Source organism: Streptomyces sp. NPDC048001, from assembly GCF_043203115.1.
GTDB classification, from domain to species: domain Bacteria; phylum Actinomycetota; class Actinomycetes; order Streptomycetales; family Streptomycetaceae; genus Streptomyces; species Streptomyces sanyensis.
In genome coordinates this window covers 368,227-391,272 of the sequence record NZ_JBIDBN010000001.1, presented here as the reverse complement: position 1 = coordinate 391,272, position 23,046 = coordinate 368,227, and the positions used below count along the sequence as shown (strand labels likewise).

20 protein-coding genes and 1 pseudogene are annotated in these 23,046 nt (G+C 74.2%); 17 read left to right on the top strand and 4 right to left on the bottom strand.

Annotated elements, in window-relative coordinates; translation table 11 throughout:
• Window positions 1-31: 31 nt before the first annotated feature.
• The gene (locus ACGF15_RS01600) at window positions 32-808 is read right to left on the bottom strand and encodes an enoyl-CoA hydratase/isomerase family protein (RefSeq protein ID WP_392796550.1); all 777 of its coding nucleotides are present in this window, start codon (window positions 806-808) and stop codon (window positions 32-34) included.
• Window positions 809-1,562: 754 nt separating this feature from the next.
• Here ACGF15_RS01600 and ACGF15_RS01595 point away from each other — a divergent pair.
• On the top strand, window positions 1,563-2,039 hold the full coding sequence (locus tag ACGF15_RS01595) for an ATP-binding protein (protein ID WP_362612279.1): 477 nt from the start codon (window positions 1,563-1,565) through the stop codon (window positions 2,037-2,039).
• A 96-nt stretch (window positions 2,040-2,135) separates the two neighbouring features.
• Here the strand turns inward: ACGF15_RS01595 and idi are convergent, their stop codons facing one another.
• The 3 genes and pseudogenes from idi to ACGF15_RS01580 all read right to left on the bottom strand — a co-directional run bounded on the left by idi (window position 2,136) and on the right by ACGF15_RS01580 (window position 4,581).
• On the bottom strand, window positions 2,136-2,729 hold the full coding sequence (gene idi / locus ACGF15_RS01590; protein ID WP_345608683.1) for an isopentenyl-diphosphate Delta-isomerase: 594 nt from the start codon (window positions 2,727-2,729) through the stop codon (window positions 2,136-2,138).
• A gap of 143 nt (window positions 2,730-2,872) precedes the next feature.
• Window positions 2,873-3,388, bottom strand: a pseudogene (locus ACGF15_RS01585) (GNAT family N-acetyltransferase); the annotation flags it as partial.
• Window positions 3,389-3,642: 254 nt separating this feature from the next.
• Complete coding sequence (locus ACGF15_RS01580; protein WP_345608681.1) at window positions 3,643-4,581, bottom strand: cation diffusion facilitator family transporter; 939 nt, start codon at window positions 4,579-4,581, stop codon at window positions 3,643-3,645.
• A gap of 435 nt (window positions 4,582-5,016) precedes the next feature.
• Here ACGF15_RS01580 and ACGF15_RS01575 point away from each other — a divergent pair, with 435 nt between their 5' ends.
• From ACGF15_RS01575 to ACGF15_RS01500, 16 genes are all read left to right on the top strand, one after another.
• The gene (locus ACGF15_RS01575; protein WP_392796881.1) at window positions 5,017-6,816 is read left to right on the top strand and encodes a DUF5941 domain-containing protein; all 1,800 of its coding nucleotides are present in this window, start codon (window positions 5,017-5,019) and stop codon (window positions 6,814-6,816) included.
• The gene (locus tag ACGF15_RS01570) at window positions 6,813-7,562 is read left to right on the top strand and encodes a phosphocholine cytidylyltransferase family protein (RefSeq protein WP_345608679.1); all 750 of its coding nucleotides are present in this window, start codon (window positions 6,813-6,815) and stop codon (window positions 7,560-7,562) included. The genes ACGF15_RS01575 and ACGF15_RS01570 overlap by 4 nt, the downstream gene beginning before the upstream one ends.
• Window positions 7,550-8,611: an iron-containing alcohol dehydrogenase family protein gene (locus ACGF15_RS01565; protein ID WP_345608677.1), complete on the top strand. Its 1,062-nt coding sequence runs from the start codon at window positions 7,550-7,552 to the stop codon at window positions 8,609-8,611. Before ACGF15_RS01570 ends, ACGF15_RS01565 begins: the two co-directional genes overlap by 13 nt.
• Window positions 8,589-9,368 (top strand): CDP-alcohol phosphatidyltransferase family protein, encoded by a 780-nt coding sequence (locus ACGF15_RS01560; RefSeq protein WP_345608674.1) that lies wholly within the window; start codon window positions 8,589-8,591, stop codon window positions 9,366-9,368. Before ACGF15_RS01565 ends, ACGF15_RS01560 begins: the two co-directional genes overlap by 23 nt.
• 35 nt (window positions 9,369-9,403) lie before the next feature.
• Complete coding sequence (locus tag ACGF15_RS01555; protein ID WP_345609819.1) at window positions 9,404-10,249, top strand: glycosyltransferase; 846 nt, start codon at window positions 9,404-9,406, stop codon at window positions 10,247-10,249.
• Window positions 10,250-10,341: 92 nt separating this feature from the next.
• The gene (locus ACGF15_RS01550; protein WP_345608672.1) at window positions 10,342-11,271 is read left to right on the top strand and encodes an ABC transporter permease; all 930 of its coding nucleotides are present in this window, start codon (window positions 10,342-10,344) and stop codon (window positions 11,269-11,271) included.
• 4 nt (window positions 11,272-11,275) lie between these two features.
• The gene (locus ACGF15_RS01545) at window positions 11,276-12,061 is read left to right on the top strand and encodes an ABC transporter ATP-binding protein (RefSeq protein WP_345609817.1); all 786 of its coding nucleotides are present in this window, start codon (window positions 11,276-11,278) and stop codon (window positions 12,059-12,061) included.
• Window positions 12,062-12,427: 366 nt separating this feature from the next.
• Window positions 12,428-13,342, top strand: a complete 915-nt coding sequence (gene hpnC / locus ACGF15_RS01540; RefSeq protein ID WP_392796549.1) for a squalene synthase HpnC — start codon at window positions 12,428-12,430, stop codon at window positions 13,340-13,342.
• Window positions 13,339-14,277: a presqualene diphosphate synthase HpnD gene (hpnD, locus tag ACGF15_RS01535; RefSeq protein ID WP_345608668.1), complete on the top strand. Its 939-nt coding sequence runs from the start codon at window positions 13,339-13,341 to the stop codon at window positions 14,275-14,277. Before hpnC ends, hpnD begins: the two co-directional genes overlap by 4 nt.
• Window positions 14,274-15,656 (top strand): hydroxysqualene dehydroxylase HpnE, encoded by a 1,383-nt coding sequence (hpnE, locus tag ACGF15_RS01530; RefSeq protein WP_392796548.1) that lies wholly within the window; start codon window positions 14,274-14,276, stop codon window positions 15,654-15,656. Before hpnD ends, hpnE begins: the two co-directional genes overlap by 4 nt.
• A gap of 38 nt (window positions 15,657-15,694) precedes the next feature.
• On the top strand, window positions 15,695-16,780 hold the full coding sequence (locus ACGF15_RS01525; protein ID WP_392796880.1) for a polyprenyl synthetase family protein: 1,086 nt from the start codon (window positions 15,695-15,697) through the stop codon (window positions 16,778-16,780).
• Window positions 16,781-16,926: 146 nt separating this feature from the next.
• Entirely contained in the window at window positions 16,927-18,975 is a 2,049-nt protein-coding gene (gene shc / locus ACGF15_RS01520; RefSeq protein WP_392796547.1) for a squalene--hopene cyclase, read from the top strand.
• Window positions 18,975-19,622 carry a 1-hydroxy-2-methyl-2-butenyl 4-diphosphate reductase gene (locus ACGF15_RS01515; protein WP_345608664.1) on the top strand — a complete coding sequence of 216 codons (648 nt, stop codon included), beginning with the start codon at window positions 18,975-18,977 and terminating at the stop codon, window positions 19,620-19,622. The genes shc and ACGF15_RS01515 overlap by 1 nt, the downstream gene beginning before the upstream one ends.
• Window positions 19,623-19,627: 5 nt before the next feature.
• Window positions 19,628-20,647 carry an adenosyl-hopene transferase HpnH gene (gene hpnH / locus ACGF15_RS01510; RefSeq protein ID WP_345608662.1) on the top strand — a complete coding sequence of 340 codons (1,020 nt, stop codon included), beginning with the start codon at window positions 19,628-19,630 and terminating at the stop codon, window positions 20,645-20,647.
• A gap of 77 nt (window positions 20,648-20,724) precedes the next feature.
• Window positions 20,725-22,119 (top strand): aspartate aminotransferase family protein, encoded by a 1,395-nt coding sequence (locus ACGF15_RS01505; protein ID WP_392796546.1) that lies wholly within the window; start codon window positions 20,725-20,727, stop codon window positions 22,117-22,119.
• A gap of 176 nt (window positions 22,120-22,295) precedes the next feature.
• Window positions 22,296-22,979: a methyltransferase domain-containing protein gene (locus ACGF15_RS01500; protein ID WP_392796545.1), complete on the top strand. Its 684-nt coding sequence runs from the start codon at window positions 22,296-22,298 to the stop codon at window positions 22,977-22,979.
• The last annotated feature ends 67 nt before the right edge of the window (window positions 22,980-23,046 follow it).

The window sequence follows — 23,046 nt, the reverse complement described above, 5'->3', positions numbered from 1 at the left end:
CCCGGGGCGGGGCCGCCGCCCTCCGGGCGCCTCAGCTCCCGTCCGGCGCGGGTGTCCAGGTGAAGCGCGGGGACCGGCGCTCCAGGAAGGCGCCCACGCCCTCCGCGGGGTCGCCGCTGCCGGCCGCGGCCGCCGCCCAGAAGGCGTCGCGGTCGGTGCGGCCGTCCGTGAACTCCTTGGCGGCGCACTGGGTGAGCAGGGAGCGTGTCCCCAGGACCCGGGTGAACTCCGCGGCCCGCCTGCCCAGCTCCGCGGCCGGTAGCACCTCGTCCACCAGTCCGGTGCGCAGGGCCCGTGCGCTGTCGACCAACTCGCCCGAGAACAGCAGGTACTTGGCAGCCGAGGGGCCGACCAGCCGGGCCAGCCGCCGGGTCGAGGAGGCCGGGTAGACGATCCCGAGCTTCGCCGGGGTGACGCCGAACCGCGCGTCCTCGGCGGCGAAGCGCAGGTCGCACGCGGCCGCCAACTGGCAGCCGCCGCCCACGCAGTAGCCGCGCACCACGGCCAGCGTCGGCTTGGGGAAGCAGGCCAGCGCCTCCTCCGCGCGCACGGACAGCGCCTGCGGGTCCTCGCCGGGCCGGCGCAGCGAGGAGATGTCCGCCCCCGCGCAGAAGGTGCCGCCTGCTCCGGTGAGCACCAGCGAGCGCACCGCAGGGTCGGCGGCCAGCGGGACGAGCGCCTCGGGCAGGGCCCGCCACATCGCGGTGGTCATCGCGTTGCGCTTGGCGGGGTTGTCGAGGGTGAGGGTGGCGACCCCGTTCGCCACGGTGACCGCGAGCCGGGGCCCGGGCATCTCGGAGTGCTGCATGGTGCGGATGCTATCCGGCGTACCGGCCCGTACCCCGGGCGGTCCACGGGCGGTGGCGTGCTGCGCGGAACACGGGGCGCGGATAAAGCTGCTGAAACGATCGGCCTCCCCGAACGGACAGAACGCCGCTCCGAGCAGTCGCGCCGGGGGCGCCGCCCACCGTGTTCGGTCGGATGTCGCACAAAGACGGTCAGTTGCGATCGGCTCCCCGGTCCGGACCATCGCGCTGCCAACACTGATGACCCGATGGTCCCGGAACGAGCAAGGGTGTCGACGTGACTCCACCCACGCGTGAACGCGCGGGCTTCCCGCGGTCGCGGCCGGGCCGCGCGGCAGACGGCCCGCCCGGCCCGGCAGGCGGCCCGCCCGGCCCGGCAGGCGGCCCGCCCGGCCCGGCCGGGGGCCCCCGGTGGAGCCGGGGCCCCCGCCCCACCGGCGCGGTCCGCGTCCGCCGTGCGCCCCGGTGCGGCGCACGCGAGCCCCGCGGCTCGTCCGGCCGCCTCCCGGGCCGTCCGGCCGGTCGGCGGTGCCGCGGACACCGCACCCGGAGTCCGAGGCCGCACGCGCCGGCGGCGAACGGGGGCACCTCCCCGGTCGCGGCCACGCGATCCCCCTACGAGCGCGGCAGGTCCCGTGCGGGCAGAAAGGCAGTGCAGGTGAACAGTGCGCATCCAGGCACCCAGGCGAGATCGGAGCAGCCCGGGGAAACCGTTCCCCACCCCGCTGGAGCGGGACGTCACCTGGCCGGGTCCTGATGGAGAGCCGCGAGAGCGTGCCCGCCAGACCGCTGTCGTACGAGGGGGTCTGGAGGTTCACCGCTCCGGCCGTCGACGCCTCCGTCCCGCAGTCCCGCAGGGCCGTCCGCGAGCTGCTCGCGCGGCAGGGCGTGCCGGCGGCCGAGGACACCGTGCAGGGGCTGCTGCTGATCGTTTCCGAGCTGGTCACCAACGCCGTCCGGCACGCCGCGCTGCTCTCCCCCGAGGTGGCCGTCGAACTCGCCATCGGCAGCGGGTGGGTCCGGGTGTCCGTCGAGGATGCCCACCCCTACCGGCCCCGGGCCCTGGAGGCCGACTCCGCGCAGACGGGCGGACGGGGCCTGCTGCTCGTGAGGGAGATCACCCGCGAGGCGGGCGGCCGGTGCGATGTCGAGCAGACGGCCGGGGGCGGAAAGGTCATCTGGGCGGAGCTGCCGCTGGTGCCCGCCCTGTTCGGCGATCCGGCCCCGCTCTGACACCCCGTCCGGTCCCGGCCCCGCCGCGCGCCCGGGCCGCGCCGGTGAGGACGCAGCCGCCCCGGGACGGGCCCGGGGCGGCTCGGTGCGGTCCGGTCACCAGCCCCCGGCCGCGCCGGTCAGCTCCCGGATGGCGGGGCGCGCCGCGTCCAGCACCGTCGTGAACCACGCGGAGAAGACCGCCGAGTCCTGCAGCGAGGCCAGCTCCCCTGGGGAGACGAAGGCGGTCTCGCCCACCTCCTCGGGGTCGGGGCGCAGCGAGGACTGCGCCATGCCCACGAACAGGTGGTTGAACTCCTGCTCCACCAGTCCCGAGGCGGGATCGGGGTGGTTGTAGCGCACCGTCCCCGCCTCGGCCAGCAGCGAGGGGGAGACACCCAGCTCCTCGTAGGTGCGCCGCGCCGCGGCCGCGAAGGGGGACTCGCCCGGGTAGGGGTGCCCGCAGCAGGTGTTGGACCAGACGCCGGGGGAGTGGTACTTGCCCGCCGCGCGGCGCTGGAGCAGCAGCCTGCCCTGCTCGTCGAAGAGGAAGACCGAGAACGCGCGGTGCAGCTGCCCGGGCGCCTGGTGGGCGGCGAGCTTCTCCGCGGTGCCGATGGTGTTGCCCTGCTCGTCCACGAGTTCGAGCAGGATCGCGGGGGAGGTCCCGTTCGACGAGCTGTTCGCCTCGGTGGCTGGTGTGATCGGCATGTCCGTCCTTCGCATCGGTCCTCGGCCGTGGGGAGCCCGGCCCAGTCTGCCGCAAAGACGGTGCTTCTCCGCACTTCGGCCCTCTGGCATGTCCGGTCGCCGCCGCCCGCGGCGCACGGTGGCCGGAAGCGGCGGTGCCGCCGTCAGACCCCGAAAGCGGCCGGATAGCGGATCGTGCCGCCCGGGGCCTCGTCCGATCCGTCCAGCCCCAGGGCCATCAGCGCCTCGTCCGGCACCTCGAAGGACGTCCGGATTCCATAGGCGGACGCCCGTACGAAACCGAACCGGGGGTAGTAGTCGGGGTGCCCCAGCACCACCACCAGGCGCTCGCCCCGGGCCCGTGCGGCCTCCAGCACCGCCCGGATCACCGCCGTGCCCGCACCCCGGCCCTGCTGCGCGGGGTCGGTCGCCACCGGGGCCAGGGCCAGTGCGGGTGCGTCGCCGACCCGGCAGCGGGTGAGCAGCGCATGGGCCGCGACGGAGCCGTCCGGTGCCTCGGCGACACAGGACAGCCCCGGCAGCCACGCCCCGGGGTCCCGGCGCAGCGCGTCCACCAGCCGGGCCTCGTCCTTTGTCGGGAAGGCCGCCGCGTGGAGCGCGTGCACGGCCGCGGCGTCCTCCTCCTTCTCGGGCCGGGTGGGCCAGCGCCGGGCCGCGGGGGTACCGCCGGCGCCGGGGGCGGGCGGATGCCCGGCCTCGCGGCCGGGGGCCGCGGCCCCCGCTCGGTTCGGCTCCCCGTGCGGGGAGCCGTGCGGGTGCTGGGAGGAGGTGTCGGACAACGGGGGGTTCCTCGGTCGGGGAGGGGCACGGCGGCGGCGCCGTGCGGGGCGGTGGGGGCGGGGCCGGGCCCCGCCGGGTGGTCACCGGGCCCGGGCCCGGTGACCGCGTGCGGCTCCCCGGCGGGGAACCGCGGTCAGTGGCACAGCCGCGCCTCGTGCTCGGCGTGGCCGACCGGTTCCAGCTGGAAGGTGCAGTGCTCGACGTCGAAGTGGTCGCCGATGCAGCCCTGGAGCTCGTGCAGCAGCTTCTCGTGGCCGACCGCGTCCAGCATCTCCTGGCTGACCACCACGTGCGCCGACAGTACGGGCATCCCGGAGGTGATGGTCCAGGCGTGCAGGTCGTGCACGTCCTCCACGCCCGGCAGCTCCAGGACGTGGCGGCGGACCTCGGCCATGTCGACCCCTTCGGGAGCCGCCTCCAGCAGGACGTTCAGGGTCTCCCGCAGCAGCCGCAGCGTGCGCGGGACGATCATCAGGCCGATGGCCAGGGAGGCGATCGGGTCCGCGTACTGCCACCCGGTCGCCAGGATGATCCCCGCGGACACCAGCACCGTCACCGAACCCAGGGCGTCGGCCAGCACCTCCAGATAGGCCCCGCGGACGTTCAGGCTCTCCTTCTGGCCGCGGACCAGCAGCGACAGGGACACCAGGTTGGCCAGCAGGCCGATCAGCGCGAACACCACCGTCAGGCCGCCGCGGGTCTCGGTCGGTGTGATGAACCGCCCCACCGCCTCGAACAGCAGGTAGCCGCCCACGCCGAGCAGCAGCAGGCAGTTCGCCAGCGCGGCCAGGATCTCCGCCCGGGCGAGGCCGAAGGTCCGGTTCCCCGCCGCGGGCCGGGAGGCGAAGTGGATGGCGAGCAGGGCCATGCCCAGCCCCACCGCGTCCGTCGCCATATGGGCGGCGTCCGCGATCAGGGCGAGGGAGCCGGACAGCACGCCGCCCACGATCTCGACCACCATCACACCGAGGGTGATGGAGAGCGCGATCCTCAGCCGGCCGCGGTAGGCCGCCGCCGCGGTCCCCGTCGGCGGGGGGCCGTGTGTGTGCCCGTGGTCGTGCCCAGCCCCCATCGGATGCCTCCCGTGGAACGTCGCCGTCATGCCTTCCAGCGCTCAGTGAACTACGGGGTGGGGGTATGGTCAACACGGGACTGAACACCGTTGTCATGTGCTCTGACCTGCGGAAACGTCAGCAGCTCAGAGAGGTGCGGACCCGCTGCGCCCCCACCGGCCGCCGCGGGGCGGGCGGGCCGGGGCCGGGGCGCCCCTCGGTGCGGCACCCGGCCGGGGGACCCGCACCGGGCGGGGGGAGTCCGGCCCGGGCCCGGGCCAGGTTTGGAGCGCAGGGTGATCATCGACCATGATGGGCGCGCGGACCTCGGCGGTGTGAACGCCCGATGAATTTCCGCTCCCCGCCATCCGATAGCCTCTGCCGACGCGCCGCCGCCCGGGGTCCGGGCCGGGCCGCGCGGATCCCGCCGCGTCAGCTCCAAGGAGTGAGTTCGTCTGTCGACCGCCATCCTCACCGGTCCGCCGGTACCCGGGTCGTCGCTGGAGGGCGATCTGCGGTCGCTCGGCTTCGACGTACGCGTCGCGGCCGGGCCCGACGAGGCCGCCGCGCTGGTCGCGGCCGCCCCGGCCCGGGAGCGGGTCGCCCTGGTCGACCCCCGGTTCGTCGGCCACGTCCACTCCCTGCGCCTCGCGCTCACCGACCCCCGCTTCCCCGCCGCCGCCGTCGCCGGGGCCCTGACCGCGCAGCCGGAGGCGCGCCCGGCGCTCGCCGGGGCCCTGCGCACCGCCGCCGCGGAGGGCCGGGCCGCGCTCCCCGACGGCGCCGCGACCGCCCTGGAGGCGGAGGGGACGGCCGTGCACCGCCCGGACCTCGGCCCGCTCGTCGCCGAGACCCCCGACGACGCCGAGCAGCGCCACCGGGCGCGTGCCTCGGTCGAGGCCGTGGACGACGAGGCGGTGCGGCTGCGCTCCGCGGTGAAGGCCCGCGACGGGTTCTTCACCACCTTCTGCATCAGCCCCTACTCGCGCTACCTCGCCCGCTGGTGCGCGCGCCGGGGACTCACGCCCAACCAGGTCACCACCGCCTCGCTGCTCACCGCACTGGTTGCCGCGGGGTGCGCAGCCACCGGCACCCGCCCCGGCTACGTCGCCGCCGGGCTGCTGCTGATCGTCTCCTTCGTGCTGGACTGCACCGACGGGCAGCTCGCCCGCTACTCCCTCCGGTACTCCACCCTCGGGGCCTGGCTGGACGCCACCTTCGACCGGGCCAAGGAGTACGCGTTCTACGCGGGTCTCGCCCTCGGCGCGGCCCGCAACGGGGACGACGTGTGGGCGCTGGCGCTCGGGGCGATGGTCCTCCAGACCTGCCGCCATGTGGTCGACTTCTCCTTCAACGAGGCCAACCACGACGCCACCGGCAACACCAGTCCCACCGCCGCCCTCTCCGACCGCCTGGACGGCCTGGGCTGGACGGTCTGGGTCCGCCGCATGATCGTGCTGCCCATCGGCGAGCGCTGGGCCATGATCGCCGTGCTCACCGCGGTGACCACCCCCCGCGTCGTGTTCTGGGCCCTGATCGCCGGCTGCGCCTTCGCCGCCTGCTACACCACCGCGGGGCGCGTGCTGCGCTCGCTGACCCGCCGGGCCACCCGGACCGACCGCGCCGCGCGCGCCCTGGCGGACCTGGCCGACTCCGGCCCGCTCGCCTCCGCGGTGGCCCGGGCGGCCCGCGGCCCGGCCCGGCGGCTGCCGGGCATGGCCACGCCGGTGCTGGCCGCGGCCGGGGCCGCCGCGCTCGTCGCCACCGCGGGCCTGACCGGCTACGGCTCGCCCTGGACGGTCCTGGCGGCCCTCCTCTACTGCGCCTCCTCGGGCGCCGCCGTCGCACGGCCGCTCACCGGCGCGCTCGACTGGCTCGTCCCGCCGGTCTTCCGCGCCGCCGAGTACCTCACCGTCCTGCTGCTCGCCGCCCACGCCGGGGTGAACGGCGCCCTTCCGGCCGCTTACGGGCTGGTGGCGGCCGTCGCCTACCATCACTACGACACCGTGTACCGCATCCGCGGCGGGGCCGGGGCACCGCCGGGGTGGCTCGTACGGGCGCTCGGCGGTCACGAGGGGCGGGTCCTGGCGGTGGCGCTGCTGGCGCTCCTGCTGGACGGGGACGGCCTGGCCGTCGCGCTGACGGCGCTCGCCTGCGCCCTCGCGCTCGTGGTGCTCGCCGAGAGCATCCGCTTCTGGGTGTCGGCCCACCGGCGGGGCGCACCCGCCGTACACGACGAAGGAGAACCCGCATGATCGGCCTCGTACTGGCAGCCGGTGCCGGACGCCGCCTGCGTCCCTACACCGACACGCTCCCGAAGGCCCTCGTGCCGGTGGACCCGCAGGGCGAGGGCTCGCTCACCGTCCTCGACCTCACGCTCGCCAACTTCGCGGAGATCGGCCTCACCGAGGCCGCCGTCGTCGTCGGCTACCGCAAGGAGGCGGTGTACGCGCGCAAGGCGCAGCTGGAGGAGAAGTACGGCCTCACCCTCACCCTCGTCGACAACGACAAGGCCGAGGAGTGGAACAACGCCTACTCCCTGTGGTGCGCCCGTGACCTGCTCTCCCGCGGCGTGATCCTCGCCAACGGCGACACCGTCCACCCGGTCTCCGTCGAGCGCTCGCTGCTGGCGGCCCGCGGCGGGGGCAGGCGGATCATCCTCGCCCTGGACACCGCCAAGAAGCTCGCCGACGAGGAGATGAAGGTGGTCGCCGAGGACGGCGCGGGCGTCCGGCGGATCACCAAGCTCATGGACCCCGCCGAGGCCACCGGCGAGTACATCGGCGTCACCCTCATCGAGCCCGAGGCGGCCGCCGACCTGGCCGACGCCCTCCGGGCCACCTTCGAGAGGGACCCCGACCTCTACTACGAGGACGGCTACCAGGAACTGGTCGACCGCGGGTTCACCCTCGACGTGGCCCCGATCGGGGAGGTCGCGTGGGTGGAGATCGACAACCACGACGACCTCGCGAAGGGCCGTGAGATCGCGTGCCGGTACTGACCCGCCTCATCCCCTCGCCCGTCGTCGTCGACATCCGCGCCGGGGCGCTGGACCACCTCGCCGGGCTCCTGGCCGACCAGCGGATCTCCTCCTCCGGCAGGCTGGCCTTCGCCGTCAGCGGCGGCTCCGGCCTCGCCCTGCGCGAGCGCCTGGCCCCCGCCCTTCCCGGGGCGGACTGGTACGAGGTCGGCGACGGGACCATCGACTCCGCGGTGAAGCTCGCCGACGGCATCAAGGGCAGCCGCTACGACGCCGTCGTGGGCCTTGGTGGCGGCAAGATCATCGATGTGGCGAAGTACGCCGCCGCACGCGTCGGCCTGCCGCTGGTCGCCGTCGCGACCAACCTCGCGCACGACGGCCTGTGCTCGCCGATCTCCATCCTCGACAACGACAACGGCCGCGGCTCCTACGGAGTCCCGTCGCCGATCGCCATGGTCATCGACCTGGACGTGGTCCGCGACGCTCCCGCGCGCTTCGTGCGCTCCGGGATCGGGGACGCGGTCTCCAACCTCTCGGCCGTCGCCGACTGGGAACTCTCCCACCGGGTCACGGGCGAGAGCGTGGACGGCCTCGCGGCCGCCATGGCCCGGACCGCCGGGGAGTCGGTGCTGCGCCACCCGGGGACCGTCGGCGACGACGCCTTCCTCACCGTGCTCGCCGAGGCGCTGGTGCTCTCCGGGATCGCCATGTCCATCAGCGGCGACTCCCGCCCCTCCTCGGGCGCCTGCCACGAGATCAGCCACGCCTTCGACCTGCTGTACCCCGGGCGCGCCGCCAGCCACGGCGAGCAGGTCGGACTGGGGGCCGCGTTCGCCATGCACCTGCGCGGCGAGCACGCACAGGCCCGGAGCTTCGCCGAGGTGCTGCGCCGCCACGGCCTGCCGGTGCTGCCGCAGGAGATCGGGTTCTCCGCGGAGGAGTTCGTGCGCGCCGTGGAGTACGCCCCGCAGACCCGCCCGGGACGGTTCACGGTCCTGGAGCACCTTGACCTCACCCACGACCAGATCAGGGACGCGTACGCCGACTATGCCAAGACCATCAGTAGCTGAACTCCGCCCCGTGGTGCACCCGCCGGGCGTGAAGGACCGGCGCAGCGGTGAGCACTGGGGCGGTCGCCTGTACATGCGGGAGATCTCGCTGAGGATCACCCGGTACCTGGTCGCCACCCGGGTCACGCCCAACCAGCTGACCTATCTGATGACCGTCTTCGGCGTGCTCGCCGCCCCGGCCCTGCTGGTGCCCGGAGTGTGGGGCGCCGTCCTCGGCGTCGTCATGGTGCAGCTGTACCTGCTGCTGGACTGCGTCGACGGCGAGGTCGCCCGCTGGAAGAAGCAGTTCTCGCTCGGCGGGGTCTACCTCGACCGGGTGGGCGCCTACCTCTGCGACGCGGCGGTCCTGGTGGGCTTCGGCCTGCGCGCCGCCGACCTGTGGGGCTCCGGGCGGATCGACTGGCTGTGGGCCTTCCTGGGCACCCTCGCCGCCCTCGGGGCGATCCTGATCAAGGCGGAGACCGACCTCGTGGGCCTCGCCCGGCACCAAGGCGGGCTGCCGCCGGTCAAGGAGGCCGCCTCCGAGCCGCGCTCCTCGGGGATGGCGCTGGCCCGCCGTGCGGCGGCGGCGCTGAAGTTCCACCGGCTGGTCCTCGGCATCGAGGCGTCGCTGCTGATCCTGGTCCTGGCGGTCGCGGACGAGATCCGCGGCGACCTGTTCTTCACCCGGCTCGGTGTGGCGGTGCTCGCCGGGATCGCCCTGCTCCAGACCGTGCTCCACCTGGTGTCGATCCTGGCGTCGAGCAGGCTGAAGTGACGGCACCGCTCACCGTGGGCGCGGTGGTCATCACCATGGGGGACCGCCCCGGGGAACTGCGCGCCCTGCTCGACTCGGTCGCCGCCCAGGAGGGCGACCGGGTCGAGGTGGTCGTGGTCGGCAACGGAACCCCGGTCACCGGCCTCCCCGAGGGCGTGCGGACCGTGGAACTCCCCGAGAACCTGGGCATCCCCGGCGGCCGCAACGCCGGCATCGAGGCCTTCGGCCCGGCCGGCCGGGACGTCGACGTGCTGCTCTTCCTGGACGACGACGGGCGGCTCGCCCGTACCGACACCGCACGCCTGGTGCGCGAGGCCTTCGCCGCCGACCACCGCCTCGGCATCGTCGGCTTCCGCATCGCCGACCCCGACACGGGGCGCACCCAGCGCCGCCACGTCCCGCGGCTGCGTGCCTCGGACCCCTTGCGCTCCTCCCGCGCGACCACCTTCCTCGGCGGTGCCAACGCGGTTCGCACCGCGGTGTTCGCCGAGGTCGGGGGGCTGCCGGAGGAGTTCTTCTACGCACACGAGGAGACCGACCTCGCCTGGCGCGCCCTGGACGCCGGGTGGTCGGTCGGCTACCGGGCCGACATGGTGCTCTTCCATCCGACCGCGCCGCCGTCCCGGCACGCCGTGTACCACCGCCTGGTGGCCCGCAACCGCGTCTGGCTGGCCCGCCGGAACCTGCCCGCGCCGCTGGTCCCCGTCTACCTCGGGGTGTGGCTGCTGCTGACCCTGCTCCGCCGCCCCTCCGCGTCCGCGCTGCGGGCCTGGTTCTCCGGCTTCGCGGAGGGCTGGCGCACCCCCTGCGGGGGACGCCGCCCCATGAGGTGGCGTACTGTGTGGCGGCTCACACGGATGGGCCGACCTCCTGTGATCTGACAAGCTCGGTTCTGAGAGCATCTGGGCCCGGGGCGGCGGGGGACGTCCCAGCCCCCGATCGCCGTGCAACTTGACCATGAAAGTATCCACTTGTGAGTGAGACAACCCACCACGGTGCCGTCGCCACGAGCCCGGCCCCGCCAGTCGAGGACGACCTCCCACCGGCGCAGCTGGCGGCCGCCCACGGCCTGACCGTCAGCGGCGCGCGCCCCGGGCTGGCCGACTACGTCCGTCAGCTGTGGGGGCGGCGCCACTTCATCCTGGCCTTCTCGCAGGCCAAGCTGACGGCCCAGTACAGCAAGGCCAAGCTCGGCCAGCTGTGGCAGGTGGCGACCCCGCTGCTCAACGCTCTGGTGTACTTCCTGATCTTCGGCCTGATCCTCCAGGCCAACCGGGGGATGTCGACCAGCGTCTACGTGCCCTTCCTGGTCACCGGCGTCTTCGTGTTCACCTTCACCCAGAGCTCGGTGATGGCCGGCGTGCGGGCGATCTCGGGCAACCTGGGCCTGGTGCGGGCGCTGCACTTCCCCAGGGCCTCGCTCCCCGTCTCCTTCTCGCTCCAGCAGCTCCAGCAGCTGCTGTTCTCCATGGTCGTGCTGGTCGCCGTGGTCGTGGCCTTCGGCAGCCTGCCCACCTGGTCCTGGCTGCTGGTGGTCCCCGCCCTGGCCCTCCAGTTCGTGTTCAACACCGGCCTGGCGCTGATCATGGCCCGGCTGGGTGCCAGGACGCCGGACCTGGCCCAGCTGATGCCCTTCGTGATGCGCACCTGGCTGTACGCGTCGGGCGTGATGTTCTCGATCCCGATCATGCTCAAGGACCGCCCGGCCTGGATCGCGGACATCCTGATGTACAACCCCGCGGCGATTTACATGGACCTGGTCCGCTTCGCCCTGATCGACGAGTACGGCTCGTCCAACCTGCCCTCCCACGTGTGGGCCGCCGGGCTGGCCTGGGCGCTCGTCGCCGGCGTCGCGGGCTTCGTGTACTTCTGGAAGGCGGAGGAGCGGTACGGCCGTGGCTGACGAGATGCTTGCGACGCCCGCGGGGGAGCGGATCCCCACGGTGATCGCCGACGACGTCCACATCGTGTACCGGGTCAACGCGGGCGGGGGCGGGCGCGGCAGCGCGACGGCCGCGCTGAGCCGCATCCTGCGCCGCGACCGGGGGCAGTCCCGCGGGGTGCGCAAGGTGCACGCCGTCCGCGGTGTCTCCTTCACCGCGTACCGCGGTGAGGCCATCGGCCTGATCGGCACCAACGGCTCCGGCAAGTCGACCCTGCTGCGCGCCATCGCGGGCCTGCTGCCCACCGAGAGCGGCAAGGTGTACACCGACGGGCAGCCCTCGCTGCTCGGCGTGAACGCGGCGCTGATGAACGACCTCACCGGCGAGCGGAACGTCATACTCGGCGGCCTGGCCATGGGCATGTCGCGCGAGGAGATCCGCGAGCGCTACCAGGACATCGTCGACTTCTCCGGGATCAACGAGAAGGGCGACTTCATCACCCTGCCGATGCGCACCTACTCCTCCGGCATGGCCGCCAGGCTCCGCTTCTCCATCGCCGCCGCCAAGAACCACGACGTGCTGATGATCGACGAGGCGCTCGCCACCGGCGACCGCCGCTTCCAGATCCGCTCCGAGCGGCGCATCCGGGAACTGCGCAAGCAGGCGGGCACGGTGTTCCTGGTCAGCCACAGCAACAAGTCGATCAGGGACACCTGCGACCGCGTCCTGTGGCTGGAGAAGGGGGAACTGCTGATGGACGGTCCCACCGACGAGGTCATCCGGGCGTACGAGAAGGAGACGGGCAAGTAGCGCGGCGCCCCGGCCGGGCGGATGCCCGGCCGTGCGGTCGCGCCCACCCCCGACGGCGCTCCCCGGGCCCCCGCCGCAGCCGCACGGCGGGGGCCCGCTCGTTTCCGGCCGCCGATCACGGGCACCCCGCGGCGGGCCCGGACGTTGTACGACGTAAGCTGGTCCGGTGCGCATTCTCGGCAAGTGGGGCAAACCGTGCCAAAGTGACCCTTCTTCTGCTCGGCACAGGGGGCCCGCTCGGGGGCGGCGTGTCCGAAAAGGGATGTACCGGTTCAGCGGTGTACAACTAGGAGATGTGACGGCCTTGACGGAAACCCATCAGCTCCGCGCGGCCTCCGCGGCCCCCGCGGCAGGGGGCGTCGCGCGGTGACGGGAGCACGGCAGGCACGCCCGGCCGGGGCCCGTGCCACCCTCGACAAGGCCGCCGACGAGAACTTTCCGGTCGCCCCCTTCTTCCTCCCCCGCGCCTGGCGCGGGGACCTGATGGCCGTCTACGGATACGCCCGCCTGGTCGACGACATCGGCGACGGCGACCTCGACCCCGCAGGGGCCGACGCCCGGTGGCTCGGCGCCGGCGACGGCGACGGCGCCGACCGCCTCGCCCTGCTCGACGCCCTCGAGGTCGACCTCGAACGGGTCTTCGCCCCGGGCGGCGCCCCCCGCCACCCGCTGCTGGGCGCCCTGCGCCCCACCGTGCGGCGGTGCTCCCTCACCCCCGAGCCCTTCCGCGCGCTGATCGCGGCCAACCGCCAGGACCAGCTGGTGCGCCGCTACGGATCCTGGGACGACCTCCTCGCCTACTGCGAGCTCTCGGCCAACCCCGTCGGCCGGCTCGTCCTCGGGATCACCGGGACGGCGAGCCCCGAGCGGATCCGCCGCTCGGACGCCGTCTGCACCGCCCTCCAGGTCGTCGAGCACCTCCAGGACGTCGCCGAGGACCTGGCACGCGACCGGGTGTACCTGCCCGCCGAGGACCTCAAGCGCTTCCGCGTCACGGAGGACGAGCTGGCCGCGCCCTCCGCGGGCGCCCCGGTGCGCGCCCTGGTCGCCGCCGAGGCGGAGCGGGCGGCCGGGCTCCTCGACGAGGGCGCCGCTCTCGTCGGCAGCGTGCACGGCAGGCTGCGGCTGCTGCTCGCCGGTTTCGTCGGCGGTGGGCGTGCCGCGCTCGCGGCGATCGCCGCCGCCGGACATGATGTGCTGCCCGGGCCACCAAAAGCGACAAAGGTGGAGGTACTTCGAGAAACGGGACAGGTCTTGCGAAGGGCACGGAGAAAGGGATGAGCCGGACGATGGAGGAACCCGAGCGCATGCCGGCCCCGGTGCAGGCGGCCTACCGCTACTGCGAGGCCGTCACCGGGCAGCAGGCCCGCAACTTCGCCTACGGGATCAGGCTGCTCCCGACCGGCAAGCGCCAGGCCATGTCGGCGCTCTACGCCTTCTCCCGCCGCGTCGACGACATCGGCGACGGGGGCCTCGCCCCGGAGGCCAAGCAGTCCCGGCTGGAGGACACCCGCCACCTGCTCGACCGCATCCGCAAGGACGACGTCGCCGAGGACGACACCGACCCCGTCGCCGTGGCCCTCGCCGACGCGGCCGCCCGCTTCCCGATCCCCCTCGACGGACTCGACGAACTGATCGACGGCGTGCTCATGGACGTGCGGGGCCGCACCTACGAGACCTGGGACGACCTCAGGGAGTACTGCCGCTGCGTCGCGGGCGCCATCGGCAGGCTCTCCCTCGGGGTCTTCGGCACCACGTCCGGGGCACCGGGCGCCGAACGCGCCGCCGAGTACGCCGACACCCTGGGCCTCGCCCTCCAGCTCACCAACATCCTCCGCGACGTCCGCGAGGACGCCGGCAACGGACGCCTCTACCTGCCCGCCGACGACCTCGCCAGGTTCGGCTGCACCGACGGCTTCGCGGGCCGCACCCTCCCGCCGGGCGCCGACTTCGAGGGACTGGTCCGCTTCGAGGTGCGCCGCGCCAGGGCCCTGTTCACCGAGGGCTACCGGCTGCTGCCCCTGCTCGACCGCCGCAGCGGCGCCTGCGTCGCGGCGATGGCCGGGATCTACCGCCGGCTCCTGGACCGCATCGACCGCGACCCGCACGCCGTACTGCGCGGACGCGTGTCCCTGCCCGGCCGGGAGAAGGCGTACGTCGCCGTCCGCGGCCTGTCCGGTCTCGACACCCGGCGCGTCCCCCGGGGGCGCGCGTGAGCTCCGACGCACCCGGGCCCCGGAGCGCCGTGGTGGTGGGCGGCGGCATCGCCGGCACCACCGCCGCGCTCCGCCTCGCCGACGCCGGACTGGACGTCACCCTGCTCGAAGGCCGCCCCCGGCTCGGCGGGCTGGCCTTCTCCTTCCGCCGGGGCGAACTCACCGTGGACAACGGGCAGCACGTCTTCCTGCGCTGCTGCACCGCCTACCGCTGGCTGCTGGAACGGATCGGGGCCACCTCCCTCGCCCCCCTGCAGGACCGGCTCGACGTCCCCGTGGTCGACGCCGCGGCTCCCGGCGGACCGCGCCTCGGCCGGCTGCGCCGCACCGGCCTGCCCGTCCCGCTCCACCTCGCCGGAGGGCTCGCCCGCTACCCGCACCTCTCGCTCGCCGAGCGCGCCGCCGTCGCCCGCGCCGCCCTCGCGCTCCGGCGCCTCGACCCGGCCGACCCCGCCCTGGACGGCATCGACTTCGCCACCTGGCTGGCCCGCCGGGGGCAGTCCCCGAGGGCCGTCGCCGCGCTGTGGGACCTGGTCGGCGTCGCCACGCTCAACGCCCGCGCCCCCGAGGTGTCGATGGGGCTGGCCGCCATGGTGTTCAGGACCGGCCTGCTCTCCGAGCGCGGAGCGGCGGACATCGGCTGGGCACGCGTCCCGCTCGGCGACCTCCACGACACGCTGAGCCGCAAGGCGCTCGACGAGGCGGGGGTGCGCACCGAACTGTCCACCCGTGTCCGCGACCTCACCCGGACCGACGGCCGGTGGCGGGTCGCGGCGGGCGAACGGCGGCTCGACGCGGACACCGTGGTCCTCGCCACCGCCCAGCGCGAGACCCACGCACTGCTCCCCGAGGGCGCCCTCCCCGAGCCCGGGCGGCTCCTGGACATCGGCACCGCGCCCATCCTCAACGTCCACGTCCACTACGACCGCCGGGTGATGCGCGGGCCCTTCGCCGCGGCGCTCGGCTCGCCCGTCCAGTGGGTCTTCGACCGGACCGGGGCCTCCGGCGCCACCGGGGGCCAGTACCTCGCGCTCTCGCAGTCCGCGGCGCAGGACGAGATCGACGATCCCGTCGCCGTGCTGCGCGAGCGCTACCTGCCCGAACTCCAACGGCTGCTGCCCGCGGCACGCGGCGCCCGGGTCCGGGACTTCTTCGTCACCCGGGAGCGCACCGCGACCTTCGCGCCCGCCCCCGGGGTCGCCAGGCTCCGGCCGGATGCGCACACCCGTGCCCCCGGCCTGTACCTTGCTGGCGCGTGGACGGCCACCGGCTGGCCCGCAACCATGGAGGGTGCCGTACGCAGCGGCTTCAGTGCCGCAGCCGCTGCGCTCTCCGCGCTCGGCCGCCCCCACGGCAACCCGCCCGGGGAGGCGGCGTGAGCATCCGTACCGGAATCAGAGGAGTAAGCGTGCCGACAGTGCCCTCGGCCCATCCGGCCGAAGACACCGCACAGACCGCAAGGACCGTGCCCGACACGGACATCGCCGCGCTGCTGGAGCGCGGACGAGCCCTGTCCACGCCGGTGCTGCGCGCAGCGGTGGACCGCCTCGCCGCGCCCATGGACACCGTGGCCGCCTACCACTTCGGCTGGATCGACGCCGCGGGCAACCCCTCCCACGGAGACGGCGGCAAGGCCGTGCGCCCCGCCCTGGCCCTGCTGTCGGCCGAGGCGGCCGGCGCCGAGCCCGAGGTCGGCGTCCCCGGCGCGGTGGCCGTCGAACTCGTCCACAACTTCTCCCTCCTCCACGACGACCTGATGGACGGGGACGAGCAGCGCCGCCACCGGGACACGGTCTGGAAGGTGCACGGTCCCGCGCAGGCCATCCTCGTCGGCGACGCCCTGTTCGCCCTGGCCAACGAACTGCTCCTGGAACTGGGCACGGTGGAGGCCGGACGGGCCGCCCGGCGCCTGACCACCGCCACCCGCAAGCTCATCGACGGCCAGGCCCAGGACATCTCCTTCGAGCACCGCGAGCGGGTCACCGTCGAGGAGTGCCTGGAGATGGAGGGCAACAAGACCGGGGCGCTGCTCGCCTGCGCCGTCTCCATCGGCGCGGTGCTCGGCGGCGCCGACGACCGCACCGCCGACATCCTGGAGTCCTACGGCCACCACCTCGGCCTCGCCTTCCAGGCCGTGGACGACCTCCTCGGCATCTGGGGCGACCCGGAGTCCACCGGCAAGCAGACCTGGAGCGACCTGCGCCAGCGCAAGAAGTCGCTCCCGGTCGTCGCCGCGCTCGCCGCGGACGGCCCGGCCTCGGCGCGGCTCGGCGAACTGCTCGCGGCGGACGCCAAGAGCATCGACTTCGACACCTTCTCCGAGGAGGAGTTCGCCGTCCGGGCGGCCCTCATCGAGGAGGCGGGCGGCCGCGAGTGGACCGCCCAGGAGGCCCGCCGCCAGCACGCCGTCGCGATCGGGGCCCTCGACCGCGTCGACATGCCCCGGGAGGTCCGCGAACAGCTCGTCGCGCTCGCGGACTTCGTCGTCGTACGAAAGAGATGATCACCATCACTGCCAGCACCACCGGGCGGAGCACCCCCCGCAGCATATGACGCGCGTCGCCGGCCGGTGACCCACGCGGTCACCGGCCGACGGATACCCCAGCTCAGCAGAAGCTCATGCGAGACCACTGCCATGAAGGGGACACCATGACAGCGACGACCGACGGCGGCAGCGGGCCCGTGCGGGCCGGCTCCGCGCCCGCCGGAGCGCGGACCGCGACCGCCGGGGCCGGCCCGGGGGCCCCGGTGCGCAAGACCCCGGCCGCGCCCCCCTCCGACCCCCGCGCGGCCGCGGCCCGGGCGGCGGAGCGGGCGGTGCGGCACCTGCTCGACCGCCAGGACGAGGGAGGCTGGTGGAAGGGCGACCTCGAGACCAATGTGACCATGGACGCCGAGGACCTGCTGCTGCGGCAGTTCCTCGGCATCCGGGACGAGCGCACCACCCAGGCCTCCGCACGCCATGTCCGCGGCCTCCAGCGCGAGGACGGCACCTGGGCCTCCTTCCACGGAGGTCCCGGCGACCTGTCCACCACCGTGGAGGCGTACGTCGCGCTGCGGCTGGCCGGGGACCGGCCGGACGACCCGCACATGCTGCGCGCCGCGCTCTGGATCCGCGGCCAGGGCGGCATCGCCGCCAGCCGGGTCTTCACCCGCATCTGGCTCGCGCTCTTCGGCTGGTGGCGCTGGGAGGACCTGCCCGAGCTGCCGCCGGAGCTGATCTTCCTGCCGACCTGGTTCCCGCTGAACATCTACGACTTCGGCTGCTGGGCCCGGCAGACCATCGTGCCCCTGTCCATCGTCTCCGCGAAGCGGCCGGTGCGGCCCGCGCCCTTCGCCCTCGAGGAGCTGCACAGCGACCCGGACGAGCCCTGCCCGCCGCGCAGGATGGCCCCGGCGACCAGCTGGGACGGCCTCTTCCAGCGCGCCGACCGGCTCCTGCACCACTACCACCGCGTCGCGCCCCGGATGCTGCGCCGCGCCGCGATGCGCAGCGCCGCCCGCTGGATCGTCGAGCGCCAGGAGAACGACGGCTGCTGGGGCGGCATCCAGCCCCCGGCCGTGTACTCGCTCATCGCCCTCCACCTCCTCGGCTACGACCTCGACCACCCCGTCCTGCGGGAAGGGCTCGCCTCCCTGGACCGCTTCGCCGTCTGGAGGGAGCAGGACGGCCTGCCCGTCCGCATGGTCGAGGCCTGCCAGTCGCCCGTCTGGGACACCTGCCTCGCCACCATCGCCCTCGGCGACGCGGGCGTGCCGCCCGACCACCCCGCCCTCGTCAAGGCCGCGGACTTCATGCTCGGCGAGCAGATCGTCCGACCCGGCGACTGGGCCGTCCGGCGCCCGGAACTCGGCCCGGGCGGCTGGGCGTTCGAGTTCCACAACGACAACTACCCCGACATCGACGACACCGCCGAGGTGATCCTCGCACTGCGCCGGGTGAGCCACCCCGACCCCGCACGCATCGAGGCGGCCGCCGAGCGCGGCGCCCGCTGGACCCTCGGCATGCAGTCCCGCAACGGAGCCTGGGCCGCCTTCGACGCCGACAACACCAGCCCCTTCCCGAACCGGCTGCCCTTCTGCGACTTCGGCGAGGTGGTGGACCCTCCGTCCGCCGACGTCACCGCGCACGTCGTCGAGATGCTCGCCCACGAGGGCAAGGCCGACCACCCCCGCGTCCGCCGCGGACTGCGGTGGCTCCTGGCCGAACAGGAGCCCAGCGGCGCCTGGTTCGGCCGCTGGGGCGTCAACTACGTCTACGGCACGGGCGCGGTGGTCCCGGCCCTGACGGCCGCGGGCCTGCCGCCCGCCCACCCCGCCGTCCGGCGCGCCGTCGCCTGGCTGGAGTCCGTCCAGAACGAGGACGGAGGCTGGGGCGAGGACCTGCGCTCCTACCGCGAGCGGAGCTGGATCGGGCGCGGTGGGTCCACCGCCTCCCAGACCGCCTGGGCCCTGCTCGCCCTGCTGGCGGCGGGGGAGCACGACGGTGCGGCGGTGCGGCGCGGTGTCGGCTGGCTGGCCGCGTCCCAGCACCCCGACGGATCCTGGGACGAGCCGCAGTTCACCGGCACCGGCTTCCCCTGGGACTTCTCCATCAACTACCACCTCTACCGGCAGGTCTTCCCGCTCACCGCGCTCGGCCGCTATCTCCACGGCGGCCCGTCGACCGGCCCCGCGGGCCCCCGCGAGGGGGCCTGATGGCCCTCCCGCCGGAGGCCGCGGCCCCCGGGGACGCGCCGCTGCTGGTCGCCTGCGCACTGGGCATCGAGCGCCTCGCCCTGCGCAGGCCGGCCCGCGGGGCCGCCGCCACCGTGCTGCGCACGGGCATGGGCCCGGCCAACGCCGAGCGGGCGGTGCTCGCCGCCTGCTCCACCGACCCGCTCCGACGGGCCGCAGTGGTCGCCTCCGGATTCTGCGCCGGACTCGCCCCGGGGATGCACCCGGGCGACGTCGTGGTCGCCGACGAGACCCGCGCCGACGGCACCGGCACGCGCTGCACCGAACCCGCCCTGCTGCGGCGGGCGGTGGCACGCGCCCTGCCCGGCCGCACCGTCCACGCCGGGGTGCTGGCCGGAGCCGACCACGTGGTGCGCGGCCCGGAGCGCGCCCGGCTGGAGGCGACCGGGGCGATCGCCGTGGACATGGAGTCCGCGGCCACCCTGCGCAGCGCCCTGGCGGCGGGCCCCCGCCCGGTTGCCGCCGTCCGGGTGGTCGTGGACGCCCCCGAGCACGAACTGGTCAGGATCAGCACCGTGCGCGGTGGAATATCGGCATTCCGCGTCCTTTGTGCCGTCCTTCCCGCATTCCACGAATGGCACCGTTCTTTGCTGCTCCCCAGGAGGTGAGCCAGATGGCCATGCCGCTCCGCCAGACCATCAGGGTCGGGACCTATCTCTTCGAACAGAAGCTCCGCAGGCGCGAGAAGTTCCCGCTGATCGTCGAACTGGAGCCGCTGTACGCCTGCAACCTCGCCTGCGAGGGGTGCGGGAAGATCCAGCACCCGGCCGGGGTGCTCAAGCAGCGGATGCCGGTGGCGCAGGCGGTCGGCGCGGTGCTGGAGTCCGGCGCCCCGATGGTCTCCATCGCGGGCGGGGAACCGCTGATGCACCCCCAGATCGACGAGATCGTGCGCCAGTTGGTCGCGCGCCGCAAGTACGTCTTCCTGTGCACCAACGCCCTGCTGCTGCGCAAGAAGATCGAGAAGTTCACGCCCTCCCCGTACTTCGCCTTCGCCGTGCACATCGACGGGCTGCGCGAGCGCCACGACGAGTCGGTCGCCAAGGAGGGCGTGTTCGACGAGGCGGTGGCCGCGATCAAGGAGGCCAAGCGCCGGGGGTTCCGGGTCACCACCAACTCGACCTTCTTCAACACCGACACCCCCCAGACCGTCGTCGAGGTGCTCGACTACCTCAACGACGAGCTCCGCGTGGACGAGATGATGATCTCGCCCGCCTACGCCTACGAGAAGGCACCTGACCAGGAGCACTTCCTCGGCGTGGAGCAGACCCGCGAACTGTTCCGCAAGGCCTTCGCGGGGGGCAACCGCCGCCGCTGGCGCCTGAACCACTCCCCGCTCTTCCTCGACTTCCTGGAGGGCAGGGCCGACTTCCCCTGCACCGCCTGGGCCATCCCCAACTACTCCCTCTTCGGATGGCAGCGGCCCTGCTACCTGATGAGCGACGGCTACGTCCCGACCTACCGCCAGCTGGTCGAGGAGACCGACTGGGACGCCTACGGCCGCGGGAAGGACGCCCGCTGCGCCAACTGCATGGCGCACTGCGGGTACGAGCCCACCGCCGTCCTCGCCACGATGGGCTCCCTCAAGGAGTCCCTGAGGGCGGCGCGGGAGTCGGTCGGCGGCACGCGGTGAACGGCGGCGCGCGGGCGGCGCTCCGCCGCCCGCGCGCCCGGCGGCGGAGCGGTCCACGAGACGAGGAGAGCTGAGCGATGACCCGGGCACCGGGGGGTTTCGACCTGGCGGAGCTGCTGGCGCGGCGCGGCGGCGAGCGCTACGCGCTGCACAGCCGCCACCTCAACCACCAACTGCCGCGGATGCTGCACACCCTCGGCTTCGACAAGGTATACGAACGCGCCGAGGGCGCCTACTTCTGGGACGCGGACGGCAACGACTACCTGGACATGCTGGCCGGCTTCGGCGTCATGGGCCTGGGCCGCCACCACCCGGTCGTGCGCCGCGCCCTGCACGACGTGCTCGACGCCCAGCTCGCCGACCTGACCCGCTTCGACTGCCAGCCGCTGCCCGGGCTCCTCGCGGAGAAGCTCCTCGGGCACACCCCCCACCTGGAGCGGGTCTTCTTCGGCAACAGCGGCACGGAGGCCGTGGAGACGGCGCTGAAGTTCGCCCGGTACGCCACCGGGCGCCCCAGGATCCTCTACTGCACCCACGCCTTCCACGGGCTGACCGCCGGCTCCCTCTCCGTCAACGGCGAGAGCGGGTTCCGCGAGGGCTTCGCGCCCCTGCTGCCCGACACCGCCATCGAACTGGGCGACCTCGACGCCCTGGAGCGGGAGCTGGCCCGGGGGGACGTGGCGGGCCTGGTCGTCGAGCCGATCCAGGGCAAGGGGGTCCACCCGGCACCGCCCGGCTTCCTGCAGGGCGCCCAGGAGCTGCTGCACCGACACGGCGCCCTGCTGATCGCCGACGAGGTGCAGACCGGCCTCGGGCGCACCGGCGACTTCTACGCCTTCCAGTACGAGGCCGGGATCGAACCCGACCTGGTGTGCGTGGCCAAGGCGCTCTCCGGCGGGTACGTCCCCGTCGGCGCGACCCTGGGGCGGGACTGGATCTTCAAGAAGGTCTACTCCTCGATGGACCGGGTCCTGGTGCACTCGGCCAGCTTCGGCTCGAACGCCCAGGCCATGGCCGCCGGGCTCGCGGTGCTGGCGGTGCTGGAGGACGAGCAGGTCGTGGCCAACGCCCGGGTGACGGGGGAACTCCTGCGCTCCCGGCTCGCCGCCCTGGTGGACCGCTACGAGCTGCTCCACGAGGTACGCGGCCGGGGGCTGATGATCGGGATCGAGTTCGGCCGCCCCGACTCCCTGGGCCTGCGCAGCCGCTGGACGATGCTCCAGGCGGCCCGCAAGGGGCTCTTCGCGCAGACGGTGGTGCACCCCCTGCTCCACCGCCACCGGATCCTCACCCAGGTCTCCGGGGACCGCCTGGAGGTGATCAAGCTGATCCCGCCGCTGATCATCGGCGAGGCGGAGGTGGACCGCTTCGTGTCCGCCTTCACCGCGGTGATGGACGACGCGCACTCCGGCGGCGGTCTGCTGTGGGACTTCGGCCGGACCCTGGTCAAGCAAGCCGTCTCCGGACGCTGACCGGCGCCCGGCACCGGCCCGCCCGCCGGGACGGGGCCCGCCGGTTCCCCGCGGAGCCGACGCCCGGTCGCGGGCCGGCCGCCGCTCCAGGTGCTCCCGGCCCCCGCCGCGGAGCCCGGCGGCGGTTCCGCCCGGGCGGTCCGGGTTCGTCCGCGGCGGCGGCGAAGGGAGCCGCCATGGGCCGGGGAGCGGCTGCGGACCGGGGTGCTACGTTCCCTCCCGTGTCGGACCACCGGGAACGGACCAGGGCGGCCTACGACGAGGTCGCCGAGCTGTACGCCTCGATGTTCGGCGACCGGCTGGAGACGCAGCCGTTCGCGCGGAACATGATCAACACCTTCGCGGAGCTGGTGCGCGGGACGGGCAACCCGCGCGCGGCCGATGTCGGCTGCGGGCCCGGGCATCTGACGGCCATGCTGCACGAGCTGGGGGTCGACGCGTTCGGGCTCGACCTCTCCCCGGCCATGGTCGGGTACGCCCGGCGGGCCCATCCCGCGCTGTGCTTCTCCGAGGCGCGGATGGAGGCCCTTCCCGTCGGGGACGGCGCGCTCGGCGGAGTGCTGGCCCACTACTCGATGATCCACACCCCTCCGCGGGAACTGCCCGCGCTGCTCGCCGAGCAGGCGCGTGTCCTGGCACCAGGGGGGCTGCTCCTGGTCTCGTTCTTCGCGACCGAGGCACCCGGGCCGGTCCGTTTCGACCACAGGGTGGCGCCCGCCTACAGCTGGCCGCCGGACCGGCTCGCCGAGCTGCTGGCCGGGGCCGGGCTCCCCGTGTTCGCCAGGCTGCTCCATGATCCGGCCTCCGAGCGGGGCTTCCTCGACGCCCATCTGCTGGCCCGCCTGGACGGGGCGCGTTGAGCCGCAGGGGCGGGGCACCTGCGGAGCGTCCCGGAAGGCGCCGCCGGGGTTCCGCCCGGAGGCGGCA